General features: G+C 40.8%; 21 protein-coding genes and 1 other RNA gene. 11 read left to right on the top strand and 11 right to left on the bottom strand.

Annotated elements, in window-relative coordinates; all coding sequences use genetic code 11:
- Nucleotides 1-17: 17 nt before the first annotated feature.
- On the bottom strand, nucleotides 18-416 hold the full coding sequence (locus AC5EUN_RS13060) for an outer membrane protein assembly factor BamE (RefSeq protein ID WP_004694868.1): 399 nt from the start codon (nucleotides 414-416) through the stop codon (nucleotides 18-20).
- A gap of 112 nt (nucleotides 417-528) precedes the next feature.
- Between AC5EUN_RS13060 and fur the strand changes: the two genes are divergently transcribed.
- A complete protein-coding gene (gene fur, locus AC5EUN_RS13055) occupies nucleotides 529-966 on the top strand; it encodes a ferric iron uptake transcriptional regulator (protein WP_004694866.1) in 438 nt (145 codons plus the stop codon).
- Nucleotides 967-1,026: 60 nt separating this feature from the next.
- On the opposite strand, the gene AC5EUN_RS13050 is transcribed toward fur, so the two are convergent.
- Nucleotides 1,027-2,148, bottom strand: a complete 1,122-nt coding sequence (locus tag AC5EUN_RS13050) for a PilT/PilU family type 4a pilus ATPase (protein WP_010326019.1) — start codon at nucleotides 2,146-2,148, stop codon at nucleotides 1,027-1,029.
- A gap of 26 nt (nucleotides 2,149-2,174) precedes the next feature.
- The gene (locus tag AC5EUN_RS13045; protein WP_004694862.1) at nucleotides 2,175-3,212 is read right to left on the bottom strand and encodes a type IV pilus twitching motility protein PilT; all 1,038 of its coding nucleotides are present in this window, start codon (nucleotides 3,210-3,212) and stop codon (nucleotides 2,175-2,177) included.
- A gap of 122 nt (nucleotides 3,213-3,334) precedes the next feature.
- On the opposite strand from AC5EUN_RS13045, the gene AC5EUN_RS13040 reads away from it, so the two are divergent.
- Complete coding sequence (locus AC5EUN_RS13040) at nucleotides 3,335-4,024, top strand: YggS family pyridoxal phosphate-dependent enzyme (protein WP_058952300.1); 690 nt, start codon at nucleotides 3,335-3,337, stop codon at nucleotides 4,022-4,024.
- A 184-nt stretch (nucleotides 4,025-4,208) separates the two neighbouring features.
- Nucleotides 4,209-4,943 (top strand): hypothetical protein, encoded by a 735-nt coding sequence (locus tag AC5EUN_RS13035; protein ID WP_058952299.1) that lies wholly within the window; start codon nucleotides 4,209-4,211, stop codon nucleotides 4,941-4,943.
- Between the two features lie 116 nt (nucleotides 4,944-5,059).
- On the opposite strand, the gene AC5EUN_RS13030 is transcribed toward AC5EUN_RS13035, so the two are convergent.
- Entirely contained in the window at nucleotides 5,060-8,656 is a 3,597-nt protein-coding gene (locus tag AC5EUN_RS13030) for an AAA family ATPase (protein ID WP_058952298.1), read from the bottom strand.
- 9 nt (nucleotides 8,657-8,665) lie between these two features.
- Nucleotides 8,666-9,919, bottom strand: a complete 1,254-nt coding sequence (locus AC5EUN_RS13025) for an exonuclease SbcCD subunit D (RefSeq protein WP_058952297.1) — start codon at nucleotides 9,917-9,919, stop codon at nucleotides 8,666-8,668.
- Between the two features lie 397 nt (nucleotides 9,920-10,316).
- Here AC5EUN_RS13025 and AC5EUN_RS13020 point away from each other — a divergent pair, with 397 nt between their 5' ends.
- The 3 genes from AC5EUN_RS13020 to AC5EUN_RS13010 all read left to right on the top strand — a co-directional run bounded on the left by AC5EUN_RS13020 (nucleotide 10,317) and on the right by AC5EUN_RS13010 (nucleotide 13,055).
- The gene (locus tag AC5EUN_RS13020) at nucleotides 10,317-11,294 is read left to right on the top strand and encodes a GGDEF domain-containing protein (protein WP_058952296.1); all 978 of its coding nucleotides are present in this window, start codon (nucleotides 10,317-10,319) and stop codon (nucleotides 11,292-11,294) included.
- Nucleotides 11,295-11,628: 334 nt separating this feature from the next.
- On the top strand, nucleotides 11,629-12,081 hold the full coding sequence (locus AC5EUN_RS13015; RefSeq protein WP_058952295.1) for an ABZJ_00895 family protein: 453 nt from the start codon (nucleotides 11,629-11,631) through the stop codon (nucleotides 12,079-12,081).
- Nucleotides 12,082-12,134: 53 nt separating this feature from the next.
- On the top strand, nucleotides 12,135-13,055 hold the full coding sequence (locus tag AC5EUN_RS13010; protein ID WP_058952294.1) for a TIGR01777 family oxidoreductase: 921 nt from the start codon (nucleotides 12,135-12,137) through the stop codon (nucleotides 13,053-13,055).
- Between the two features lie 7 nt (nucleotides 13,056-13,062).
- Here AC5EUN_RS13010 and thiO read toward each other — a convergent pair whose 3' ends face one another.
- Both thiO and hemB read right to left on the bottom strand, forming a co-directional pair.
- The gene (gene thiO / locus AC5EUN_RS13005; RefSeq protein ID WP_058952293.1) at nucleotides 13,063-14,172 is read right to left on the bottom strand and encodes a glycine oxidase ThiO; all 1,110 of its coding nucleotides are present in this window, start codon (nucleotides 14,170-14,172) and stop codon (nucleotides 13,063-13,065) included.
- A gap of 27 nt (nucleotides 14,173-14,199) precedes the next feature.
- The gene (gene hemB / locus AC5EUN_RS13000; RefSeq protein WP_058952292.1) at nucleotides 14,200-15,213 is read right to left on the bottom strand and encodes a porphobilinogen synthase; all 1,014 of its coding nucleotides are present in this window, start codon (nucleotides 15,211-15,213) and stop codon (nucleotides 14,200-14,202) included.
- A 108-nt stretch (nucleotides 15,214-15,321) separates the two neighbouring features.
- Here hemB and AC5EUN_RS12995 point away from each other — a divergent pair, with 108 nt between their 5' ends.
- The 3 genes from AC5EUN_RS12995 to AC5EUN_RS12985 all read left to right on the top strand — a co-directional run bounded on the left by AC5EUN_RS12995 (nucleotide 15,322) and on the right by AC5EUN_RS12985 (nucleotide 18,754).
- The gene (locus tag AC5EUN_RS12995; RefSeq protein ID WP_058952291.1) at nucleotides 15,322-15,819 is read left to right on the top strand and encodes a thioesterase family protein; all 498 of its coding nucleotides are present in this window, start codon (nucleotides 15,322-15,324) and stop codon (nucleotides 15,817-15,819) included.
- A 247-nt stretch (nucleotides 15,820-16,066) separates the two neighbouring features.
- A complete protein-coding gene (locus tag AC5EUN_RS12990) occupies nucleotides 16,067-17,218 on the top strand; it encodes an HlyD family secretion protein (protein WP_004984327.1) in 1,152 nt (383 codons plus the stop codon).
- Nucleotides 17,219-17,224: 6 nt separating this feature from the next.
- Nucleotides 17,225-18,754, top strand: coding sequence for a DHA2 family efflux MFS transporter permease subunit (locus AC5EUN_RS12985; RefSeq protein WP_058952290.1), 1,530 nt, complete (start codon nucleotides 17,225-17,227; stop codon nucleotides 18,752-18,754).
- A gap of 87 nt (nucleotides 18,755-18,841) precedes the next feature.
- Here the strand turns inward: AC5EUN_RS12985 and glpK are convergent, their stop codons facing one another.
- On the bottom strand, nucleotides 18,842-20,326 hold the full coding sequence (gene glpK, locus AC5EUN_RS12980) for a glycerol kinase GlpK (protein WP_058952289.1): 1,485 nt from the start codon (nucleotides 20,324-20,326) through the stop codon (nucleotides 18,842-18,844).
- 130 nt (nucleotides 20,327-20,456) lie between these two features.
- On the opposite strand from glpK, the gene ssrA reads away from it, so the two are divergent.
- Nucleotides 20,457-20,815: a transfer-messenger RNA gene (gene ssrA, locus AC5EUN_RS12975) on the top strand.
- A 181-nt stretch (nucleotides 20,816-20,996) separates the two neighbouring features.
- Nucleotides 20,997-22,349, top strand: a complete 1,353-nt coding sequence (locus AC5EUN_RS12970; RefSeq protein ID WP_058952288.1) for a tyrosine-type recombinase/integrase — start codon at nucleotides 20,997-20,999, stop codon at nucleotides 22,347-22,349.
- Nucleotides 22,350-22,541: 192 nt separating this feature from the next.
- On the opposite strand, the gene AC5EUN_RS12965 is transcribed toward AC5EUN_RS12970, so the two are convergent.
- The 3 genes from AC5EUN_RS12965 to AC5EUN_RS12955 all read right to left on the bottom strand — a co-directional run bounded on the left by AC5EUN_RS12965 (nucleotide 22,542) and on the right by AC5EUN_RS12955 (nucleotide 25,117).
- Entirely contained in the window at nucleotides 22,542-23,906 is a 1,365-nt protein-coding gene (locus AC5EUN_RS12965) for a DUF3987 domain-containing protein (RefSeq protein WP_058952287.1), read from the bottom strand.
- 1 nt (nucleotide 23,907) lies between these two features.
- On the bottom strand, nucleotides 23,908-24,102 hold the full coding sequence (locus AC5EUN_RS12960) for a helix-turn-helix transcriptional regulator (protein ID WP_002047799.1): 195 nt from the start codon (nucleotides 24,100-24,102) through the stop codon (nucleotides 23,908-23,910).
- A 118-nt stretch (nucleotides 24,103-24,220) separates the two neighbouring features.
- Nucleotides 24,221-25,117: a hypothetical protein gene (locus tag AC5EUN_RS12955; protein ID WP_493352372.1), complete on the bottom strand. Its 897-nt coding sequence runs from the start codon at nucleotides 25,115-25,117 to the stop codon at nucleotides 24,221-24,223.
- Nucleotides 25,118-25,602: the final 485 nt, after the last annotated feature.

Here is a 25,602-nt window from a genome sequence, read left to right as displayed (position 1 = left end):
TTTTTTAGAATAAGGCTTTATAGTGGGGGCGCGTTTAGAATCGCTTCTTTCGATGCTGGTAAGCCCGGCTGAGATGCAGGAATGGTTTCTAAGCCTTCAATTTTTTGCACAATACCGTTTGGGTCGAAATAGACTTTCAGGTGTTGACCTTGTGCAGCAGGAATCTTGGCTTTTTTAGCATACGTTCCTGGGGTATAATTGTAGATGTAGTCCCAACGTAGCGGATTCATTGGATCTGAAACTGTCGGGCTGCCAAGCAAAAAGCGAACTTGTTGATGGCTCATGCCAACTTGTATTTTTGACGCTTGTGCTTGAGTTAATGGCGTACCTTGAGGAATATCAACTTTATAAACGCCCAAGGTCGAACAGCCTGCGAGCAGTGAAGTGACGAATAACGCCAACATGATTTTTTGCATTTTGCTACACTATCCCAAATTAATTATGATGCAATTGAGCCACGGATAGATCATACTGCATCTACACTTTGTTGCATATTCTAACTTTAAATTTGTTGAGAGACCTTTTTACATGCCAATTTCAAATCAAGATCTACGCAAAGCTGGACTTAAAGTTACACTTCCACGAATTAAAATATTAGAACTACTAGAAAATTCAAAGCAACACCATTTAAGTGCGGAAGATATTTATAAGACTTTACTTGAACAAGGTGAAGATGTCGGTTTAGCAACTGTTTACCGCGTGTTAACGCAGTTTGAAGCAGCGGGCATTATTCAGCGCCATCACTTTGAAAATAACCATTCTGTTTTCGAAATCATGCAAGACGATCATCATGATCATATCGTTTGTCAAAACTGCAACAAAGTGGTTGAGTTTAGCAACGAAGTGATTGAGCATGAGCAGCACGAAGTTGCTGAAAAGCATGGCTTTACTTTAACAGGTCACTCCCTAAACCTATACGGTTACTGTGATGCTGCAGAGTGCCAAGAAGCACTTCGTAAAAAGTAATCACTTAGATCTAAAAAAAGGGCTTCATGAGAAGCCCTTTTTTATTGTTTAAAGGAATACTTAAGCTTGTCCGTCAAACGTGATGTTTGCACTGGCATGCAATAGACGATCACCGCCTTCTTCGGACAACTTGATTTGTAAACGTAAGTCGTTTGGAGAGTCGGCGTGTTTCAGCGCATCTTTATAGGTAATCTGCTTAGCTTTGTACAAATCGAATAAGGCTTGATCAAAGGTTTGCATACCGAGTTCACGAGAACGCTTCATCAGGTCTTTAATTTCGTGGATTTCACCTTTACGGATCAAATCGGAAATTAACGGTGAGTTAATCAAAATCTCAATTGCAGCGCGACGTGAATTACCGTCAGGTGTTGGAATTAACTGCTGAGCAACCATCGCTTTAAGGTTTAAAGACAAGTCCATAAACAATTGGCTATGACGGTCTGCTTCAAAGAAGTGAATAATACGGTCGATGGCTTGGTTGGCGTTGTTGGCGTGCAGCGTTGCAAATACCAAGTGACCTGTTTCAGCAAAGGCAATCGCATAATCCATGGTTTCACGGGAACGAATCTCACCAATCAGGATCACATCGGGTGCTTGACGTAAGGTGTTTTTCAGCGCGATTTCAAAAGAGTCCGTATCAATGCCCACTTCACGCTGGGTAATGATACAGCCTGCATGCTCATGAATAAATTCAATTGGGTCTTCAATGGTAATGATATGACCTTTTGAGTTTTGGTTACGGTAACCAATGATCGAAGCCAAAGAGGTCGATTTACCCGTACCTGTTGCACCCACAAAGATGATGATGCCACGTTTGGTCATGGCTAACTCTTTGAGTACAGGCGGAAGTTTTAACTCATCCATTGTTGGAATTTGCGTCTCAATCCGACGTAAAACCATACCTGGCATATCACGCTGTTGAAATGCACTGACACGAAAACGTGCAGTTTTATCCCGATTCATAATCGCGAAGTTGCACTCACGTGTGTCTGCAAATTCTTTACGCTGTTTTTCACTCATAATTGAGTTGAGCAGTTGTCCCGCGACATCACCCGTCAGCTTACCCTTAGCCACAGGCACAATTTGACCGTTAATTTTCATGGAGGGCTCAACATCAGCGGTGATAAATAAATCTGACGCTTTTTGTTGAATCATATAATTGAGTAAGTCGTTAAAATCCATATCTCTACCCCAAATCCATTGTTTTCTTATAAGAAGGTTTCAGGTTGCTTGGCAGCTGTACGTGCGGTCTGTGGACTGATCACTCCTTTGGTGACCAAGTTTTTCAAACTTTGATCCAGTGTGGTCATACCGTAGTTTGCACCAGTCTGAATAGCAGAATACATCTGTGCCACTTTGTTTTCACGAATTAAGTTACGAATGGCAGGAATACCAATCATAATTTCATGCGCGGCAACACGGCCACCGCCATTTTTCTTGAGTAAGGTTTGAGAAATCACGGCTTGTAGCGATTCAGACAACATGGCACGAACCATGTCTTTTTCTTCAGCAGGGAATACGTCAATCACACGGTCAATGGTTTTTGCCGCAGAGGTGGTATGTAGTGTACCGAAGACCAAGTGACCCGTTTCAGCGGCAGTGAGCGCCAAACGAATGGTTTCAAGGTCACGCATCTCACCCACGAGGATAATATCGGGGTCTTCACGGAGTGCAGAGCGCAGTGCTTCGTTAAAACCATGTGTATCACGGTGCACTTCACGTTGGTTGATCAAACATTTTTTTGACTGGTGTACAAATTCGATTGGGTCTTCAACTGTTAAGATGTGGTCATAGCGGTTATCGTTAATATAATCGATCATTGCCGCCAAAGTGGTAGATTTACCAGAACCAGTAGGCCCCGTTACTAAAACTAAACCACGTGGCAATTCACACAACTCTTTAAAGGTTTGTCCTAAACCTAAGTCTTCCATGGTCAGGACCTTAGAAGGAATGGTACGGAATACTGCACCTGCACCACGGTTTTGGTTGAATGCGTTCACACGAAAGCGAGCAATGCTTGGCACTTCAAAGGAAAAGTCCGTTTCTAATTTTTCTTCGAAATCACGACGTTGTTTGTCATTCATGATGTCATAGACTAGTTTATGCACTTCTTTGTGTTCTAACGCTGGTAAATTGATACGACGAACTTCACCATCGACACGAATCATCGGTGGCATACCTGCAGATAAGTGTAAATCTGATGCCCCGTTCTTAGCCGAAAAGGCTAGTAATTCTGTGATATCCATTATTTCCCCGAGTTCATTTAAATGCTAATTATTTTGATAGAATAATAAGGCTTTCAATCAACTTAACCAACAGTTTGTTGAAAGGCAAAGCAAAAAAGATGACCGAAATGAGACCCTCGTCAATGAATATCTTGCAAAATTCACGTCAACACGTGTTATCCCAAATTCAACAGGCCTGCGAAATTTCAGGGCGTGGCGTAGAGTCTGTAGAACTTTTGGCGGTTTCTAAAACACATCCGAGTGAAGTGTTACGAGACATGTATGCTTGTGGTCAACGCGCCTTTGGTGAGAACTACTTACAAGAGGCTTTGCAGAAGATAGAGGCGCTACAGGATTTAGAGATTGAATGGCATTTTATTGGGCATGTACAACGCAATAAAACCAAACATTTGGCTGAAAAGTTTGCATGGGTGCATGGGGTTGATCGTTTAATTATTGCAGAGCGTTTATCGGCGCAGCGCCTGATAATGCAACCACCATTAAATCTTTGTCTACAGGTCAATATCGATGCTCAAGACAGCAAAGATGGCTGTCAACCTAGCGAGGTTGCTGAGTTGGTAAAAAGTATCAGTCAGTTGCCTAACATCAAACTGCGTGGTTTGATGGTGATTCCTGCACCGAACAATACTCAAGCCTTTAAGGCGGCGAAAGTGTTATTTGACCAAGTAAAAGAGCTGCATGTTCACCCTGAAAACTGGGATACCTTAAGCATGGGTATGTCAGGCGATATGGTCGATGCAATTGCAGCTGGGTCGACTATGGTTCGCGTTGGAACCGCCTTGTTCGGAGCGAGAGATTATTCACAGCATTAAGTCTAAATAGGGATTCTTGAGCTTAAAGGCAGTGAGAAGCGCTTAACTTACAATTATATAAAACTAATAGGCTGCTGAAAAAAATAGGCTTAATTTAAACTCATGAATTGAACCGTCTATAGATTAGACAGATGAACAATGATTGCCTGACAACGATAAAAATTGCATTTAGGATGAAGCCAAAATGAAAAAACTCTATTTATTTATCTCCCTGCTTTTAAGCTTATTTGTAGCAGCTTGTAGTAGTACAAATACCAAAATGAGTGAGATGAGTGCGGAAGCTACGGTTCAGAATGCTCAGGTCGCTAAAAGTGAAAAATTAGGCACCAAGTGGGGCGATGAGATTAGTTCAAACGTCACGGAAGTCAATTTAAAACGTTTATCCAGTAGCCCAATTGCTGAATCACAAGTTCGCTATGCCAGCAAAAAATACGTGGGGAAAGCCGTGAACAGCCTGTCATTAGCCGCTGGAAAAATCAGTTTTTCGATTGTAGATGATGCACAGCGTCCACTGCCTTTATTTCGAGATGGTCAGCAGTATTATTTATCTGGCAAAGATGGACAAAGTTATCAACTCAAATACCAAAACCATAGCAATAGCACATTTGAAGTGGTTGCCAGTGTCGATGGTTTAGATGTTATTGATGGACGTGCAGCATCACGTAGCAATTCAGGTTATGTGCTTCGTCCACAGGGGGGGTTGATTATTGAAGGCTTCCGTAAGAGTGACTCTGCGGTGGCATCTTTTACCTTTAGTCGACCTGAAGATGCCTATGCTGCAAACTCAGATCATGGTTCCATCCAAAATACAGGTGTGATAGGTACCGTGATCTACCCGCTACAGTCTGTGGCGACTACAGACAAAGCCGCAGATGCATCTAAATATGCACCTCCACCAAAAGCATTCCCAGCGGATTAAAGCATTCGTTTGGATCTCACAGGGAGCATTTACATCAAGTAGGATGCTCCCTTTATTTCTAACCGAGAGATGGTGTCTTAAAACAAATCAAACTTTGACATTTCAAAAATGTGAAATTATCCGACCACCTCAATAGTACTGGCACCTGCGCCCAAAGCTTTAACTTGGATTTGTACAGGAATACGTTCATGCATTTCTTGGATGTGTGAAATCAGCACCACTTTACGACCTTGATTCTGTAATTGGTCGAGAGCATTCATGACCATGTGCAGGGACGATGCATCTAAAGTTCCAAAGCCTTCATCAATAAATAGAGATTCGATTTTCATTGACCCTGAGGCCATATTGGCAATGGCAAGAGATAGGGCAAGGGCAGTCAGGAAAGACTCACCGCCAGAAAGTGATGCAACGGAGCGGGTCTCTCCATCCATATCATGATCAATAATAGCTAGACTCAGCGAATGCTCTAAACGCTTTAAGGTATAACGCTGTGAGAGTTGGTTGAGCTGTTGGTTGGCATGCTCCAGTAAAATATCGAGATTATATTGCTGCGCATAATCACGGAATTTTTTGCCTGTGGCATCTCCCATCAGACCTGAAATTTTACCCCAACGGTGTTCTTTCTGTTGTATCGCTTGAATCTGATCTGCAAATTGTTTTTGTTTGGCGACATTTTGATGATGCAACTCAAGTTTGAGTTTGAGTTGATCACGTAGTTCAAGTTGTGTTTGCAGTGCTGTTTGATGTTCCTGCATTTGCTGTTGTAACTGTGCTGGGTCAATCTCAGGTTGATGGCCCAGATGTTCACTCAACTGCTCTTGCATAGTTTTCAATGCAGCATGTGCTTCATTTACTAGGCGTTCTGCATGCTGTAATTTCTGACGGATGTGTTGTTCCTGAGCCGAGTTAATTTGAGCCAGCGCATCTAAATCTGATTTGTGGAAATCAGGATGTGCATTGAGCCAGAGTTGAAGGGTATTTTCTACTTGGCTGGTACTGGTCTGATTCTGCTGCAACTGGGCTTTAAGCTGTTCTAGCTGATTTTTTTCTTGTTCGAATTGATGGCGCAATTGATCAAAATGCTGTTTCAGCTGTTGATAATGGCTTTGCGTCTGCTGGCGATGTTGATCGTGCTGGATGAGCCACTCATTGGCTTTGATGTCAGTTAAGCCTGTCATTTGTTGGATCAATTGATTGGCTATTTCTGTATTTTGCTGTCCTCTTTGTTTGATCTCACTGAGCTGTTTGTTGGTTTCAGTGATGTGCCTACTGGTATTTTCGATATTCAGTTGATTGGTCTTCAACTGTTGCGTGGTTTGATCGCGTTGCTGATGCCATTGTTCCAGCTGTTCCAGTTGTTGTGAACGGGTATTTAGGCGTATCAAGATTTGCTGAGCGGTTTGGGTGGTCTGCTGTTGCCAAGCTATTTTTTCAGCTTCAGATAAACACTGCACGATATGCTGAACTTGGTTGTGCAAACCGTTCGCTGTTTGTAGTAAATGTTCAATCTGTTGAATGTTTTGGATGCATTGTTGCTGGATTTTAATATTGTGTTGGAACTGCTCAGACTGTTGTTTGAGTTGTTGCAAATCCGAGTGATATTGTTGAGCCATTTGCGTGAACTGAGTCTTCAATTCCGATGCTGTTAGGGTGAAGTCGAGTGTCATATTTGCTGTTTGACTGTGTTCGATTAACACGTGTTGCAAAGTACTAATTTTTTCAGAAAGTTGCTGAATTAGAGTTTGGCGTTGTTCTATTTCAGTATTCAGTTTAGTCAGCTGTTGCTGCGCTTGTTGCCAGCCATCAAAGCAATTTTGTTCTTTCAGTGTTGCCTGTTGTTCCTGCTGTTTTTGAAGCTCAAACAGGGCCTTTGAGAGCACAGTATCTTCCACTTTATAAGGATGTGAGGTACTTCCACAGACTAAACAGGGTTCGCCGTCTTGGAGGGCCGAGCGTAAATCTTCGATATTTTCAGCATGCAAAAGTCGCTGCTGTTGCAACACCTGTTGTAGCTGGATGCGTTCACTTTTGGCAGATTGAAAGACTTGTTCAGCTTGTCGACTATTGTGTTGTACGGCTTGAAGCTGTGTTTTGGCGTTGTTGAGCAGTACTTGCTGTTCTGTAGCCTCAGCTTGTAAGTCAAAAAACTGCTGAATTTTTTGCTGAATCAGCTCGAATTGGCTGAGTTGATTGATTTTGAACTCGCGTTGCTGTTGTGTCTGCGCAACTTTTATTTCAAGCTGTTCGATCGTCCCGAACTGTTGAATCGACTGCTGTAATTGTTCTTTTTCTGATGCTAGCCGATGTTCCGCTTGAGCACGTGGCCCGAGCTGATGTTCAATTTTTTGATATTGATGAATGAACTGTTCTAGCTGTTGAGTATGGGCGCTGAGACCTTTGTCTAAGTTTACAAACTGTTGTGAGCTTTCCAGTTGCTGCTTACACTCGGTTTGCTGTCGATCAATGTGTTGGATCTGCTGTTCAAGTTTTTGTTGTTGCTGAGTTAGGGGCAGCTTAGACTGCTCTAAAGCATGCCATTTTTCCTGAACTTTCTTAAATTCAGCCCCAATAAAATCACGTTCTTGAATACATTTACGCACCTCATTCAATGCATCATGATGGGTACTTTCAAACTGTTGTAGTTCATTCACTGCTATTTCAGCTTGAGTAAATTGGGCTTTTTCACTTTCAAATTTAAGCTGTAAATGATTGAACAATTGTTGCTGTTGTTGAATACGCGGTGTCAGTTGCTGCACCGTTTGCTGTAACTGTTGTTGCTGGAAGACCACAGCACGAATTTCTGAAAAGATCTCCAAACGAGCCAAGTGTTCGCGCTCAGGAGCTAAATCTTGTTGTAACTTGCTTTGTGTATCGAAGAGTTGTTGTTTGTTGATGATTTCACTGTCGAGTTTATGTTTGCGTTCAAACCATTGTTGTTGTTTTTCTAGTTGCGACTTTTGAGCTTCAAGCTGTTTATAATCCCTGTCACACTGCTGAAACTCTGTCGATAATGCAGTGACTTGTTCACCAGTTAATAGTTCAATATGACCCAGTACATTTTCGAGTTCTTTGCGCTGCGTGGCGACGGATTTGGTTTTCTCATAAGCCAGTTGACCAATTTTCCCAAAAATAGCGGAATTGGTTAGATATTCCAGCAATTCGCCGCGTTCATTGTCCCGTGCTTTTAAAAAAACGGTGACCTCAGATTGGGCCAATAAAACGGCACGAGTAAATTGTTCAAAACTGAGCTGTGTGATGCGTTTAATATTTTCATCGACGGCTTTGGCTTTATCCGCAACCACAACACCATCGGTGACACATTTTAAAGAACGTTGCACACTTTGTAGTTTGCCATCGGCTTTTTCACGCGAACGTTTTAATTCCCAACGCGCGATATAGCGCTTTTGGTCTTGTGCAATAAAGCAAAGCTCGGCATAACCATGTGCAGTGCCACGACGCAGAACGGTCAATGGGGAGTTGGTGAGCAGCTCTGAGCCATCGACATCTTGAAGTTTCCCATCACTGTCTTTTAGTCGTGGAATACGGTTAAACAGGGCCAAACACATAGCATCTAAAATGGTGGATTTACCTGCGCCTGTTTTCCCCACAATGGCAATCAGACCTGCACTGGCTAAGGGATCACTTTCAAAATCAATCAAATGTTCGCCAGAAAGTGAAGCAAGGTTCTTAATTCGAATCGATAAAATATTCATACTAAACCTTTAAGCCTCGTGTTCATCTGCAAGGCATTGTTCTGCTTCACGCATTAAGCTCATAAAATCGTTCAACACTTCTGCATCATTGTGATAACCCTGTTTTTCCCAAATTTGCTGAAACAGTTTTTCTGGTGTAGGCGGTTCTAAACTTACTTTAGCGGGTGCATTGGGGTCTTGCTCAGTCGCTAAATATTGACGTGAAATACGGACTAAACGATAACGGTCTTTGGGTAGAGCCTCTTCGAATTGTTGTCTTAAATTGGGCTGCGGTGGAACAGTAGTATGGTATTCAATATCGACATATTCACGTTGATCAATCTCTGGGATGGCACTTTGAGGCAGTGCTTGCAGCTTTTCCAGTACTTCATTGAGTTCACCGCGTATCTTATGCAGTTGAATACTTCGTGGTATTGCTAAAACATTCAATTGAAAACGGGATGAATCGTTTTGTGTGGGATCAAGTGTCACTTCAACAATCTGATGTTTATAGTTAATTTCACTAAAAGATAGTGGAATCGGGGAGCCACTATATCGGATATGCTCTTCACCGACTTTTTGAGGTTTATGCAAATGCCCGAGTGCCACATAGTCAATGATTTCATCAAATAATGTCGTGGAGAGTGCTTCTTCATTCCCAATCACAATAGGCCGTTCAGAGTCTGAGGTTTCGCCGCCTTGCATATGTGCATGAGACATTAAAATCAGGGCTTGATCTGCTGTTTTGCGGGCTTTGGCCACGGCAATCAGTTGTTGATGCAAATAGGCAATCGCGTTTTGGCTATTGGTGGTGTGTTCATTAAAGCCTGTAATTTCAGCAGGACGCAAAAAGGGCAGACTCAGACACCATGCCACAGTATTTTGTTGCTCATCTAAAATCGGGACCAATAAGTGCTCAAGATCAATCTGTTGTTGGCTATTTTTATGAATCACTCCCACCGCTTTGGCATTGTATTTGGCCAGTAAGGGTTCAACTTGTTCAATGCGGTAGCCTGAGTCATGGTTGCCTGCAATCATCAGGGTTTGCATATGCGGTGCACGTGCATGCGCATCCGCTAAGAACTGATAGAGTTGCTTTTGTGCGGACGATGAAGGGTTGATGACATCGAAAATGTCTCCTGCAATCAAAAGCGCATTTGGCTGTCTTGCACTGATTTGTTCCAGTAACCATGCTAAAAACTGTTCATGTTCATACTGACGGGAATGGTTATAAAAAAACTGTCCCAAATGCCAATCAGATGTATGAAAAAAACGAACAGCCATAGATACCCCAAGCTCAAAGCGCAATAGAGCTATAAGCTAACATAAATCAAAATTATGCGATGGATAATTGTCGCTACGACGACAATCTTTGACCTGATAGTTGAGTGCCTATTTTTAAGTTGAATTGCACAGAAAAACTATTGAGCGATTATGTGAAAAAGAATGTGATGGGTTTATTTGATTAACACCATAGTAAAAAGATAAATTTTGATTAAAAAATGTTCTTTTAATGGGGTATTATGTAATTCTGTGAAATTGTATATCGTGTCGAAGTCGTAAATGAAATGTGAACATCGATCACGGATTCAATTTTGAGACTTTATAAGAATGATTTATGCAGAATGTCTAAAAAATAAGTTATGCCTTGAATAGGACAGGGTATAAGGAGAACATAACTATGTCTGATTCTATTTTCAGTTCGCCTCGTATTGTTAATGATCTGGTGTATAAGACGCTGATTGAATCAACACTTGCTATTCCTTGGAGTATTGATTGGGGTACCAAAAAGTTTAGTTATATTGGCCCACAAATTGAAAAAGTGCTGGGTTGGAAGCAAGACTCGTGGAGAACAGTCGAAGATTGGGCGATGCGAATACATGAAAATGATCGTGCATGGGTGGTTGATTTTTGTGTGGCGCAGTCAATTTCTGGGGTTGATCATGAGGCGGATTATCGCGCACTGACCATAAATGGAGAATATATTTGGATTCGCGATGTGGTGCATGTAGTGCGAAAACCCAATGGGGAAGTCGATAGTTTGGTTGGATTTATGTTCGATATTTCGGAGCGTAAAAAACAGGAACAAGAGTTAGAAATACTGAAAAAACAACTGGAAGAATATTCGTATCAAGACGGTCTGACGGAGATTGCCAACCGTCGCTTCTTTGAAGATAGCTACCAACGTGAGTGGCTCAATGCCCAGCGTGAACAGCAACCTTTGACCCTCATCTTATTGGATATCGATTATTTTAAACAATACAACGATCATAATGGTCATATTCTCGGTGATGCTTGTCTGAAACAAATTGCACAAATACTGAAAAAAAGTGTCTCACGACCACGTGATTTGGTCGCACGTTTTGGCGGGGAAGAGTTTATTTTGATATTGCCTGATACAACACAAGCGTCTGCAATTGAAGTGGTGGAGCGTATTTTACAGAGTATCCGTACCGCTGATATTTGCCATAGCTCATCGCCATTGGATCAGCGTTTATCGGTCAGTTTAGGGGTGAAGACCATTATCCCAACGCAAAAAAATGACAAAATGGCCTTTTTAAAAGAGGTCGATCAGAATCTCTATTTGGCCAAAGAGCGGGGACGTAATGGTTATGTCATTCAGGATGCAGAAGACGTCCAGCACTTAAACTCATATTAACTTTTAAGGGTTTCTTGATCTATTGAGGTGGGGGAGCACTGAAAAATCAGTCCTCAAAAAAATAAAGACCGACGATTCGAGTGATGATGAAATCGTCGGTCAAAGAAAACTGCTTCACGCTTAAATGTCGGCTGCTGACAACATTTAAATTTGGAGCCAATCTTATTGCTCTAGGAAAGGTCACCGTACGTATTGTGGATGCCGGTACAATGTTGACGGTTGCTGCGACCTTGTACCCTATTTAACGCACATCAACTTCGATTGGTTGACATGAAAATGAAAAAAAACTGAATTTTTTTTATAATGATTTTTTGGCTGGGTTTAAAGTAGCGCTATGATTTCGCTAACACGATATTTTCTCTGGTTTTTTTTCATATGTTTTGTCTTTAGTTGTGTCTGTGGTGTGCTCGCTGCACTACTTCCGACAGGGATGGGAGCTGTATTAACGGCTGTACCTTATTTGGTGGCCATGATTTGGGTTTTACTTAAATTTATTAAGCAGCAGCGCCGTGCGCCAAGCCAAGCAGAGCGGAAGAAATTCACTTTAGGTTTTAGTCTAATTTTTTGGAGCTATAACTTTGCCTTTCTCATGTTAGGTTTATTTATCTTTGCGCAAGGAGATGCTGAAGTTTGGCAAAACTTTATGCTCTACGTCCAACAACCACAGTTTATCAGTATGGTGGTGATTCTGATTTTATTGATTGCGATTCCGCTGTATGTGCTGACTTACTGGTTTTATGGCAAACAAGCGGAGCGTATGGCAGCAAAAATGATCGATCAATCGTAAAGCTTTCCTCTAAATGCTATAGTTTGAGCAAAAGCATCATTTGAGATCACGCTATGCAAAAAGAACGTGTATTGGTGACAGGAGCAAGTGGTTTTATTGGTTCAAACTTGCTCGATTATTTATTAGAAAAAGATTATGAAGTGATTGGCTTAAGTCGACAGAAAAATTTGCCTAAAATTCACCCACATTTGACTTGGATTCGAGCTTTAGAAGAACTCAAGCATGATCGCATTGATTATGTGGTGAATTTGGCTGGGGAAAGTATTGCTCAGGGACGTTGGACAGATGCCCGCAAGCAAAAGCTGATCGCCAGTCGTGTTGAAACCACGACAATACTCTATCAATATCTCGCTAAAAGAAATATTAAACCGAAATGTATTATTTCAGGTTCGGCAGTGGGCTATTATGGCATCGATCCGACTGAACAATGGTCAGAGTGTTGTAATGAGCAGTCAGCGCCGCAGTCTATTTTTATGTCAGAGTTGTGTCAAAAATGGGAACAATCTGCACGGCAAGACACGTCGCAAAATACCAAAATTATTCGTTTAGGTGTGGTCTTTGGACGAGGGGCTGGCATTTTGCCGCAAATGTTGTTTCCGATCAAAATGAACTTATGTGGGCGTATCGGTTCGGGGCGGCAACCTGTGGTCTGGGTGCATATTCAAGATGTGCTGCGAGCGATTGAGTTTTTAATGTTGCATGAAACCACTGCACAAGTTTTTAATGTCATCAGTCCAGAAAAAGTCACCCAGTCAGCATTTGCACAAACCGCAGCGCAAATTCTAAAACGTAGACCATTACTTTCTTTACCAGCTTTTGTGCTGAAGTTACTTTTAGGCGAGCAGTCTCAATTGGTGTTGAATGGTCAATTTGTTCGCCCCGAAGCATTGAAAGCACAGGGGTTTGAGTTTAAATATCCCACTTTAAAAGAAGCCTTGATCCACATTATTCAACCGCAAAATTTAGCCAAGTAGCGTTTGATCAAGCAAAGCTTACCAAACGCTCAGGGCTATAGGCGCTGGCGTCAACCGTTAAGCTTTGCTCCAACATCAATTCGCGTAGCAGTCGTGCAGATGCAGGCCCCATACATAGACCATTTCTATAGTGACCGAAGTTTGTCCAGAGATTGGCTATTTCAGGGAAGGGGCCGATATAAGGAACACCCGTTGGTGAACTTGGGCGTAGACCTGCCCAATGCTTCACAATTGGGAAATCTGCCAGCTCAGGCACCATATCCAAACAGGCTTTATAAATATTTTGCTGGGTTTGTAGCGAAGGGCGTTGGTCAAAACCGACATCCGCCATGCTTGAACCACAAACGATATGACCGTCCAAACGTGGAATCAGATACATAACCTGATTCATACACATGGTTGGTAGCCAGTTTTCAGGGGTTTTAAACAGTAACATTTGCCCTTGTACGGGGTTCACTGGAATGCTGCACTGGAGTTGTTCGGACCAGTGCTGTGACCATGCGCCTGTTGCAATCACCACATGATCTGCATGGTAGCTTTGTCCATCAGCAGTTTTTATCCCTTGAACTTGCTGATTGACTATGTCAAAGGTATGTACCCACGCTTGCTCATGAAAGGTGACTTGTGGCTGCCGTTTGAGGTATTCCACAATTGACTTGAGCAGTCGTGGATTACGGACGTTAGCCAATTGCGGAAAATGGATGGCTTGTTGAAAGCGCGTCGAAATGCGGGAATTGACCTGTTCCAGTTGCTCACGTTGCAAAAGCTCACAATGCTGCATCGGTTCTTGGTGTTGATCTTTATAATTTAGGCCAATGTCAAAATCAGCTTCATCAAAAATCAGCATACCTGTTTCGTGGATTTCAAAATCTATCCCCGAAACCGGACTAATTTTTTCATTCCATGCTTGATACATGCTTTTGCCATATTTGGCGAGGTCATTGACACTTTGTGGATAGCGCCATGGGTACATCGGGGAGAGAATCCCTCCACCTGCCCATGAAGCCGCTTGCCCCGCTTGTTGTTGATCAAAAATCTCAACAGAACAACCGTGTTCAATCAGCTCAAGCGCTGTCAGTAAACCACTGATTCCCGCGCCAACGATGGCAATATGCATTGCAACTCAATCCTTCTAAACGCGCTGTTATTTCATATCTTTTAGTTTTAGTGCAGCTTCTTCTGCAAAATAGGTCCAGATGCCATCTGCACCCGCGCGGCGGCAGCTCATCAGTGATTCAATAATCACGCTGTCCGATAACCAGCCGTTTTGGATGGCCGCTGCGAGCATGGCATATTCGCCACTGACTTGGTAAACGAAAGTCGGCACACCGAAGTTGTCTTTGACTTCACGGACAATGTCCAAATACGGCATACCCGGTTTCACAATCACCATGTCAGCCCCTTCTTGAATATCGAGGGCAATTTCATGTAATGCTTCTGCGCGGTTGCCGACATCCATTTGATAGTTGTATTTGTTGCCACCTTTGAGGTTGCTGGATGAACCGACCGCATCACGGAAAGGGCCATAGAAGCTCGACGCGTATTTTGCTGAATAGGCCATGATTGAGGTGTAGATATGACCATTGGCTTCAAAGGCTTGGCGAATCGCACCGATACGACCATCCATCATGTCACTTGGCGCAAAGACATCTGCTCCAGCTTCAGCGTGGCTTAACCCTTGTTTGATCAGTGCTTCAACGGTTTCGTCATTGAGTACATAACCCGTGTCATCAATGATGCCGTCTTGACCATGCGTAGTATACGGGTCAAGTGCGCCATCGGTAATCAGCACCATTTCAGGTAATTCTTTTTTGAGCAGACGTAGCGTGTTTTGAACCACACCATCTTCACGCCATGCCGCTTCTGCACTTAAGCTTTTATCTTCTTGGGGAGTAACTGGAAATATCGCCAGTTTCGATACGCCAAGTTCAAGTAAACGTTCTGCTTTTTTTAAGAGTAAGTCTGCAGATAGACGCTGCACCTTCGGCATACTGGGAATGTCTTGCGTTTGGTTTTGTCCCGGCAGTACAAATACTGGATAGATAAGATGATCTGTCGTTAAATGGGTCTCGCGAACCATAGAGCGCAGATGTTCATTTTTACGAATACGGCGCATGCGAGTAGCGGGGAAGGCGGGACGATTGAACGTATAGGTCATACAAATCTCGATAATCGGTATTAAACTAGGTCAGTATTGTAGACCTATCTTATGGCTTTGGGCACATATTGACGGGTTTTTATTGTTTTAAGAGTGAAGCAGATTGTTATGAGTAGTGGTGAAAAAAGCTGGACGGGCAGCATACACTTAGGAGCAAAAGTGGATATAGATGTGGTTTTTGAGCAGTTGGTTAAGGCTTTTAATGCGTCGCCATTTTTTAAGCACAACACCATGACCATGCGAGTCGTTGACGGGAAAATTGAAGCCTATATCGATATGCAAGATTACTTAATTGGCAATGTCGCGTTCCAAATTTTACATGGGGGCGTGGCTGCAACGGTTTTAGACAGTATTGGTGGCATTGTAGCGATGGGGGAGCTGTATAAAAAAGCGGAACCTGACACGATTGCGGACACCATTAAAAAAGTATCCCGTTTAGCTACAGTCGATATGCGAGTTGATTATCTTGCGCCGGGACGTGGAAAATACTTTATTGCCCGTGCTGAAACCCTAAGATTGGGGCGTAAAGGCTGCACCATGCGCATGACCATGGTCAATGATGAAGGCAAATCGATTGCAACAGCGATTGCTTCTTATGCTTATTAGTTTTAAATTAATTAAGTATTTAATATTCAAGTGAAATTTACAGCATCTAATAGGAAGTTGGATGCTGAAAACTAAAATAGACTGAGCAGTTACAATTTATTTTCTCAAAATGTGATTATTTGCTCTTAGAATGCATCAAATTTTATTGTGACTTTCTCATCGACACCAATGCAGACAATACTTGTCTGATGTCCCTTTCGCAGGGATGATGCCGGCTGACCAAGTCTGTTAGATTTAGGAAAAATCAATGACAGATGCCTCAAATACACTGCCAGATACTGATCCAGCCGATCAAATCAATGATCAAGCACTGAAAGCTAAACGTAAGAAAAGCTTAGGTTTCGTGGCTGTGATCCTGATCATTGCTGCCATTTTATTCTTGATTTGGAAACTGTTCTTTAACCATTCAGTTTCAACTGATAATGCTTATGTGGGCGCGGAAACGGCCTCGATTACCTCTATGGTGACAGGCCAAGTTGAAAAAGTTTTGGTCAGTGACACGCAAACTGTAAAAAAAGGTGATGTGCTGGTTTTGGTCGATCATCGTGATGCTGAAATTGCTGTAGCGCAAGCTCAGGCCGAATTACTTAAAGCACAGCGCCAGTATAAACAAAGTGCGGCCAACAGCAGCTCTCTAAACTCGCAAGTCTTTGTGAGTGATGACGCCATTCACAGTGCTGAAGCACAAGTGGCTAAAGCCAAAGCAGAGTTGGATAAAGCGCAAGATGACTTGAACCGTCGTCAGCAGTTGAGTGCGACAGGCGCGATTTCTAAAGAAGAATTAAGCACGGCACAAGCTGCTTTAAATAATGCACAAGCAGGCTATAACTTGGCGCAAGCGGGTTGGGCGCAGGCTAAATCCAGCCAGAAAGCTGCGCAAAGTAACTTGGCTGCAAATGAAGCTTTAATTCAAGGTAGCAATGAAAATTCAACGCCAGATGTTTTGGTTGCTCAGGCAAAACTGAAACAAGCTTTACTTGATTTAGAACGTACTGAAATTAAAGCACCATTTGATGGGGTGGTGACGAGCCGAAAAATTCAAGTTGGACAGCGTGTGGCGCCGGGTTCGGTGCTCATGGTGGTGGTGCCAATTTCACAGTTATATGTCGATGCGAACTTTAAAGAAAGCCAGCTTGAAAATGTGCGCCCAGGTCAAAAAGCGGTTTTAACCTCAGACCTCTATGGTGACTCGGTTGAGTTCCATGGCACGGTCTTGGGCTTTTCTGGTGGAACAGGTTCTGCCTTCGCGCTGATTCCTGCACAAAATGCCACAGGCAACTGGATTAAAGTGGTACAACGTTTGCCTGTACGTATTCAACTCGACCCGAAAGAGTTGGCTGAACATCCTTTACGTGTTGGCTTGTCGATGGAAGCTCAAATCGATTTGAAATCGAAGTAATTGCGCATGAATAGCTACGTTCCCTATGGTGACTTAAAGGGTGGTCGCCTTATGCTGGCGGCCTTCGTCCTCGCTTTGGCCAACTTTATGGTCGTGCTGGACATGACCATTGCCAATGTTTCTGTGCCTCATATTACGGGAAGCCTTGCGGTATCGAGTTCGCAAGGAACATGGGTGATTACCTCTTATGCCGTGGCTGAAGCGATTTGTGTTCCCTTAACAGGCTGGCTCGCAGGTCGTTTTGGCGGCGTGAGAGTTTTTACCTTAAGTCTGATTGGCTTCACCATATTTTCGGTATTTTGTGGTTTATCGACCAGTTTGGAAATGTTGGTTTTCTGCCGAATTGGCCAAGGTTTATTTGGTGGCCCGATCATGCCGCTCAGTCAGATGTTACTGATGCGGATTTTTCCTCCAGAAAAGCAATCCCAAGCGATGGGCATGTGGGCAATGACGACAGTGGTTGGCCCAATTCTTGGTCCGATTTTAGGGGGAACCATTAGTGACAACATGTCTTGGCACTGGATTTTCTTTATTAATATTCCTGTTGGGATAGCGTGTGCTTTTGCTGCGATGCGTCTGCTTAAACCTGCGGAAACCGCAACGGCCAAACTCAAAATTGATCGCGGTGGATTGATCCTTCTGATTTTATGGATTGGGGCATTACAGCTTATGCTCGATTTGGGGCATGAACGTGACTGGTTTAATAGTCCTGCGATCGTGGTACTGGCTTTAACGGCTGTGATTGGCTTGGTGATTTTTACCATTTGGGAGCTGACCGAACGGCATCCAGTGGTGAATATCCAAATCTTTAGATACCGTAGTTTCACGATTTCTGTCTTGGCACTAGCCTTTGGCTTTGGCGCATTTTTTGGCAGTATTGTACTGATTCCGCAGTGGTTACAGATCAATTTGGGTTATACCGCAACTTGGGCTGGTTATTTAACCGCAACCATGGGTTTTGGTAGTTTAGCCATGTCACCCATTGTGGCGAAATTGGCAACCAAATATGACCAACGTGCACTGGCCAGTTTTGGTTTGAGCATCTTGGGCGGGGTGACTTTGATGCGCTCGTTCTGGACCACAGATGCTGACTTTTTTGCATTGGCACTGCCGCAAATCTTGCAGGGCTTTGCTGTACCATTTTTCTTTATCCCATTATCAAATATGGCGCTGTCATCGGTATTGCCGCATGAAATGGCATCAGCCGCAGGTTTAATGAACTTCTTAAGAACTATGGCAGGGGCGATAGGCGCCTCTATTGCTGTCACTATTTGGGACGACCATACCAAAGTTGCACGTAGCGAAATGGTCGGCAGTTTGCATACAGATCAAACCCAGTCGGTGTTGATGCAGCAGGGAATGAGCGCGGAAGGTGCATTAGGCTATATTTCTAGTCTGGTGGATAAAGAAGCGTTGACCTTATCGGCAAACTATATTTTCCTGATCTTGGCCTTGGTGTTCCTATTTGCAGCATCTATTATTTGGCTCTGCCCTAAACCTAAAATAGGGGCAGGCGGTGGCGGGCATGCGCATTAAGGTAATAAAAAACCGCTTTCTTGAAGCGGTTTTTTATTATGCAATTTTATGATGTTTTTGACATCTCAAAACAATAGCGTTAAATAATCAAAGTTCTGACTTTGCACGTTTCAAGGCAGATTGCCATTGTTGTAAGTGAAACTCACGTTGATCTGGACTCATTTTGGGTTCAAAAGCACGTTCAAGCTGCCAAGACTGTGCAATTTCATCCAAACTTGAAAATACGCCACACCTTAACCCTGCCATGGCCGCTGCGCCCCATGCGGTCGACTCCTGCATCTTAGGGCGTAGTACAGGCACATTTAAAATATCGGCTTGAAACTGCATCAGCATGTCATTTTGGCTGGCACCACCATCGACGCGGAGCTCTTTCAGCGGCTGCTGGATATCGGCTTGCATGGCGGTCAGTACATCAGAGACTTGAAAGGCAATGGACTCTAAGGCTGCGCGAGCGATATGGGCCTTATTGGTTCCACGCGACATTCCACATAAGAGGGCACGCGCTTCACTGTCCCAATGTGGTGCACCGAGTCCAGTAAATGCCGGAACTAGCATGACGCCATCGGTATCTTGAACTGTACAAGCTAATTTTTCAACATCGCTACTTTTTTGAATAATGCCTAAATTATCTCGTAGCCACTGAACAATCGCACCGGCCATAAATACACTGCCTTCTAGGGCATAAGTGGTTTGATGTTGCGTTTTCCAACCCAGCGTCGAAAGCAGTTTGTTCTTACTGTATTGAACGGTCTCGCCTGTATTGAACAGCATAAAACAACCTGTGCCATAGGTATTTTTGGCAGTCCCAATGTCAAAACAGGACTGTCCAAACAGCGCAGACTGTTGGTCGCCTAATATGCCTGTAATCGGAATATTGGCACCGAGTAAGCCTGCCGCGGTATCGGCGACATAGGTGTCCGAGTTGATGATTTTTGGCAGTAATGCAGACGGAATATTAAATAGATCTAACAGCTCTTCATCCCACTGCTGGGTACTTAAGTTCATGAGCATGGTGCGAGAGGCATTGCTGACTTCGATGACATGTTGAGCACCTTGGGTAAGATTCCAAATCAGCCAACTATCAATCGTGCCAAAGGCCACATGCCCCTGTTCAGCCAGTGTGCGTAGACCATTGACATGCTCGAGTAACCAGACCAATTTTCCTGCACTAAAGTAAGGGTCAATTCGGAGTCCAGTTTTGGATTGAATCTTATCTTTTAGGTTTTGCTGTAGGAGCTGATTGCACCATTCAAATGCACGACGGTCTTGCCAGATAATGGCTGGTGCAAGCGGCTGACCTGTGCGTTTATCCCAAACCACGGTCGTTTCTCTTTGGTTAGTAAGGCCAATGGCTTTGATGTCTTTGGCTAAAATACGAGCAGAGGCCAGAGCCTGCTGTACAACGGCAATTTGTGAGCTCCAAATCTCTTGAGCATCTTGTTCTACCCAGCCTGATTGAGGGGTATGTATACGCGTTTCGCGTTGCGCCGTTGCCTGAACTTGACCTTGTTCATTGAAAATAATGGCACGACTCGAAGTGGTTCCTTGGTCGAGTGCAAGTAAGTAGCTCATAAATTATTTTATTGTTGGACTTGAAAACCAAAATATTAGCGCAATTATGTAATTAAGCGCATCAATATGTGTGTTTGTTTAGAAAATAGATCGTATTTTCTAGCAACTATGCTATGATTACCGCTACTTTGGGGGTGTTTCTGGCTTCGACGCTGGTGATGAAACTCATAGATGCATGTCGAGAGCGCATTTTCTCTCGTAAATCAAATTTGCATTTTTTAGTCGCAAACGACGAATCATACGCTCTAGCTGCCTAAGGGCAGCTTGTCCGCCTCTCCGAATACTTGTGGTTAGAGAGTCCGACTGAAGCGCACGCACACAAGTCCGTATAAAACTAAGCCTCGGGGTTTTGTACTAAATTAAGAGGATCGCGATTTGTACCCTGTTCGTCGGGTCACAAAGAGTTAAAACAGTAGACGATATCTAAGCATGTAGTATTCTCGAGCGTAGTGCTGGCGGACGCGGGTTCAACTCCCGCCACCTCCACCAAATTCTTAAATTTATATGAAGTTACATAACTAAATATGACTAAAAAAGCCTTAAACATCAGTGTTTAAGGCTTTTTTTATGCATATACATAAATAGCCACGAATATGTATAGTCTTGTATTGTTTGTATGGTGCCGTGTATATTTTGAGTTGTAATGAAATCACCATACAAGGCTTTAACTATGAAAAGAGTCGATATAAAAAAATATCCTTTATCTGATACTACTCTTGCAAGTTTAGAACCTGAAGAAAAAGAGTATCGTGTTAGAGATAGCAATAATCTATATTTCACTGTTCATAGTAAAGGAAACAAACGCTGGGAATTAAGATATAAAAGACCAAGCGATGGTAAATGGACATGGTTGGGTTTGGGAGGATATCCGTCAGTCGGGGGAAGACTTGCAAGAAAAAATGCTGAAGAAATGAGAAAATTAATTTCAGAGGGGATAGATCCAAAAATTGATAGAGAAAATAAAAAGCAAGCCGGTTTATTAAGCAACTCATTCACATTTGAACAATTAGCTATAGAATTTTGTTTAACTAAAACATGGACAGAGGCAACTAGAGTTAGAAATGAAGGCGCATTAAAAAACCATATTTATCCAATCATGGGAAAACTGGATTATAGAAAAATAACAAAAAAGGCATGGTTAGAGTTATTTCAAGCGATTCAAAAAAAATTACACCCTAAAACAAAAAAACCTATTGTTGAAATGGGTAAAAGGCTATGTACATTATGCAGAGAGATTTATGATTTTGCAGAAGTTACAGGTCGTATAGATTACAATCCAGTCACTGGTATTACAAAATTTTTGGACAAACATGAAAAGCAAAATATGCCACATGTTTCAGAAAAAGAGATGCCAGAATTATTGAAAAAAATAAGAGCATATCCAAATCGAATGACGGCTATTGGATTAGAATTGAGTGTTATGTTAGGTACCCGTCCATCAGAAATGAGGCAAGCTGTATGGGAAGAATTTGATTTTCAGGAAAATCTATGGTCTATCCCCGCACATAGAATGAAAAAAAGAAAAGAGCATATTATCCCTTTACCACTGCAAGCCTTATCACTTCTTAACGAGCTAAAAATAATCACTAGTGATTCTTTATTCTTGTTTCCTAGCAGAAGTACCAAGAAACAACCCATTTCCAATAATACATTTAATAAAGCCTTAAAGTCATTAGGTTATCAAGGACGCCAGACTCCGCATGGGTTTCGGCATATTTTAAGTACTACTCTGAGAGAAAAAGGCTTTAGAAAAGAATATGTTGAGACTGCCTTAGCTCATGCTGTTGGTGGAGTTGAAGGCGTTTATAATAAAGCTCTTTATTTGAAACAAAGAACTAAAATGATGCAAATTTGGGCAGATTATTTGGATGCATTAATAAATAATCAACATTTTAATTTTGATACTGAGCAATTTGATGTCATCGATAATTTAAATACTTTGACTTCTGACAAAGTTAAGGTATCTCAATTAAAATTATTTATTCTTGATATGTTGAAAGATGAAAATGATTTAGCATCTTAGAGCGACGTGATCTATTTGTCTAAAATCTTATTGGCGCTATATCTACTCTAGTTTTACATTCTGAATTCTATGGTCTAATATGATCTAAATTGTCTAAGCTCAAATTGAGCATTAGACAATTTAGACTTCATTAGATATTACAATCTACGGTCAAAGCCTTACCATGTATATATTTTAGTTGTTTTAGGCAATTTAGATGTTCTCAAGAGCTTTATTAGTCAATGAGATATATTCTTTTTTTCCGATTTCTTCAATATTGATATAATCAGCTTCGATTAAGTATTTTAGGGCTGCATCTCTTAATTGAGCAGTTTTTACTTTCCTAACATTTTGATTAATGCTAGATTTTAAAATTACTTTATTTCCACGTTTATATTGCTCTTTAATCCAAGAGAATAGTATCTCACTATCTGTTTTTTCACCCTTATTATAATATATTAGCCATTGATTTAGAGAATACTTACATATATCAATAGCATTTCTCATGATTTTGGCATCAATTATATTTTTAGATTCAAAAAAAGAAAGAATAGCCGCAACTCTTAAAACATATTGTTTTGTTCGTTTTGCATTTGCTTGAATAGAATAATATAAACCATCTTTTTGAGATTCAAAATTAATATAATTTTCATATTCAATATGAATATCATCAGCTTCGTCATTTTTCATAATAACTTGTCTTTTAGCTGTATCAATAGCTAAATTTATTGGGTCAAGCAGTTCCCGACATAAGCTCCAATACATATTTATATCATTATCATCATAAGACTTTAATTTACGATTATTTTTTGTGATTTCCTTAAAAGGCAATGATTCAGGTGCAGCAAATAAAAATCTTGCAAAAAAACCTTGTTTTTTACACATTTCATTTTCAAGAGATGGTCGTGCAACGACGTCTTGAACCGCTATATCCAAACAAAAGCGTTTATTCATAACAAGAGTACTATCATCACCCCCTAAATTTGTAGTTACTGATCCTCGATCAACTAAATCTGTTAATGTGCTTAAAGCATCTGATTTCGTATCACTTTGCAAAGAATAACCGCCAAACAAATAACCGCCTTCGCCCGTGCTCCAAATAAAACTCGAAGAAGGGCTAATACTCATATGCTTTAATACACCTTGCGTGGTTGCTCTTACAAAAATTGATTGAGGACTAATCGGACGTTCACCTTTGTTTTTTTGATGTGCTATTTTCCATGCGATTATTTCTTCATTATAATTTTGCATATTCGTATTATCGACTTCGATTGCAATTTTTGCAGCATCATCTTTACATACATCTTTTCCTTCACCTGAAGCAAAAACTGTCAATACAGCTAGACTTGCCGGCTGTCCACTTTCTTTTTTATCGCTTGGCGCATTAATAAATTTTTGTGCGATAAATGACATTTGAGCTAAATATGTTTGAGCTGCGACTGCAACAGGAACATGATGATAAAAAGCAGATTTTTGAATCGCATTAGCAATTATTTTTGGAAAGGCATAAATTGGATATTCTTCAAATTTTTCAATCAATTGGTCTTTAGATAATTCAGATAAAAGAATATTACTCATTTTAATATTCCTCTCTTTCAGATTTTTTTAACTCAAGCCACTCCTGTAGCTCTTTAATATCAAAATATGCATGAGCTTGACGTTCTTTTGAAAATTTTATAGGTCGAGGAAATGATGGATCTTTCTGTTGTAACTTTGTCAGACCATCACGTGTAAGACTCAATAATTCGCAGACTTCTTTTTTTGTCTTTAGCATTTCAATTCTCATGTAAAAAGTAGATACATGCATTTTTATAAATAATCAAAAAAAGAGTAATGCTCTTAAACCCACAAAAAAAACAGGCCTAGATAACCTTGACATAGTGCAAGAAAAACTATAAGCAATTTTTGGTTTTTATATATTCCCTTTCTTCAATATTATTTTCTTTCGTTGTAAACTGTAATGTATAGCTAGTATTTGAAATATTTTTATTAGAATTTTTAAGGATATTATTCAATTGAGTATCATCCATCTGTTTATCGAATATTAGAGAAACCAGCTCGCAAATAATTTCATTGGGAATTTCTATTTTATTTCCAGATTCAAAAATATTCCTTAACTCCCTAACAAAATAATTAATATTTATGTTTTTTTCTTTTGGATTTAATTCTCTTTTACTTTCATACATATTTTTTACATCTTGATAGTAATTTTCAAAAATTTTCTCAAAAACTACAAGGGATTTTATTTTGTCGCCTATTTCCAAGTTGAGTAATTCCTCTTCTTTATCAAAATCATTAGGTGCAATAATATTTAATATCTCTCCTAAATTTTTTATTGCTCTATCATTAAACCAAAACTCAAAATCATAAAGTTCTTCTGCATTATCTATAAAACTTTTAAAAATGACTTCTAGCTTTTTTATTTTTTTATTAATAATTTCTTCTTCATTCTTAATTCTATTAATAAAGTATTCAGATGAATTATTACAAATAGTTAATATCTTAATTAGATCAGCCACACAAAGCTCACTCTCCTTAAAATAATCAAAAAAAACTATATTACTGAATATTCTGTGCAATAGTTCAATATTCTCACTAATGCTAATTATTTTTTCAGCCCCAATTTTCTTTAAATAAATCAATAAAATATCAGGTTTTTTAAAATAGTTTTCAACTAGATAAATTTTTAACTTATTGTTATATTCATTTAACTTTATAATATTATCTTTATGTTGATCACTAATTATTTCAGGTGGTGTCAATAACTTTTCCAGTTCACCATTTTTCATAATATCGCCCTTTAACTTATAAATTAGAGAAACCCTTATTGTTAAGTATGAAAACTACTCAGCTGTAAATTCATCTTGCTTACCAACATGTTTAACACTTTGATGATTTAAACAACAAAAAAAGTAGTTACTGATATAAAGAAGGGGATGGCAGTACTCGTCATAAATCTCATTGTTTTTACATTAAAATCAACCGAGTATTTTTGTGAATATCTTTTATATTTCAATGTGAAATACAGACTTGATATAAAACAAGCGATTAGAAAACTTATCATCATGACCATTCGGTAATAGTCAATGGATAGGTCTGTTCCTACTGTAAATTTTTGAAATTGGTAATAGTTGCTTCCTGTCAGAAATGTACAACATAGCAAACCCAAACCTATTGAGCGATATTCTGTATTTTTATCCTGATCTTTGTATAAAACCTTGGTAATCATCATGCTTAAAGTAAGAAAAAGTGGGATCAAAATAACTATAAAACT

The sequence above is a fragment of the Acinetobacter sp. CAU_H_S170_2 genome (assembly GCF_058890445.1).
This window is presented reverse-complemented; position numbering and strand designations above follow the sequence as displayed.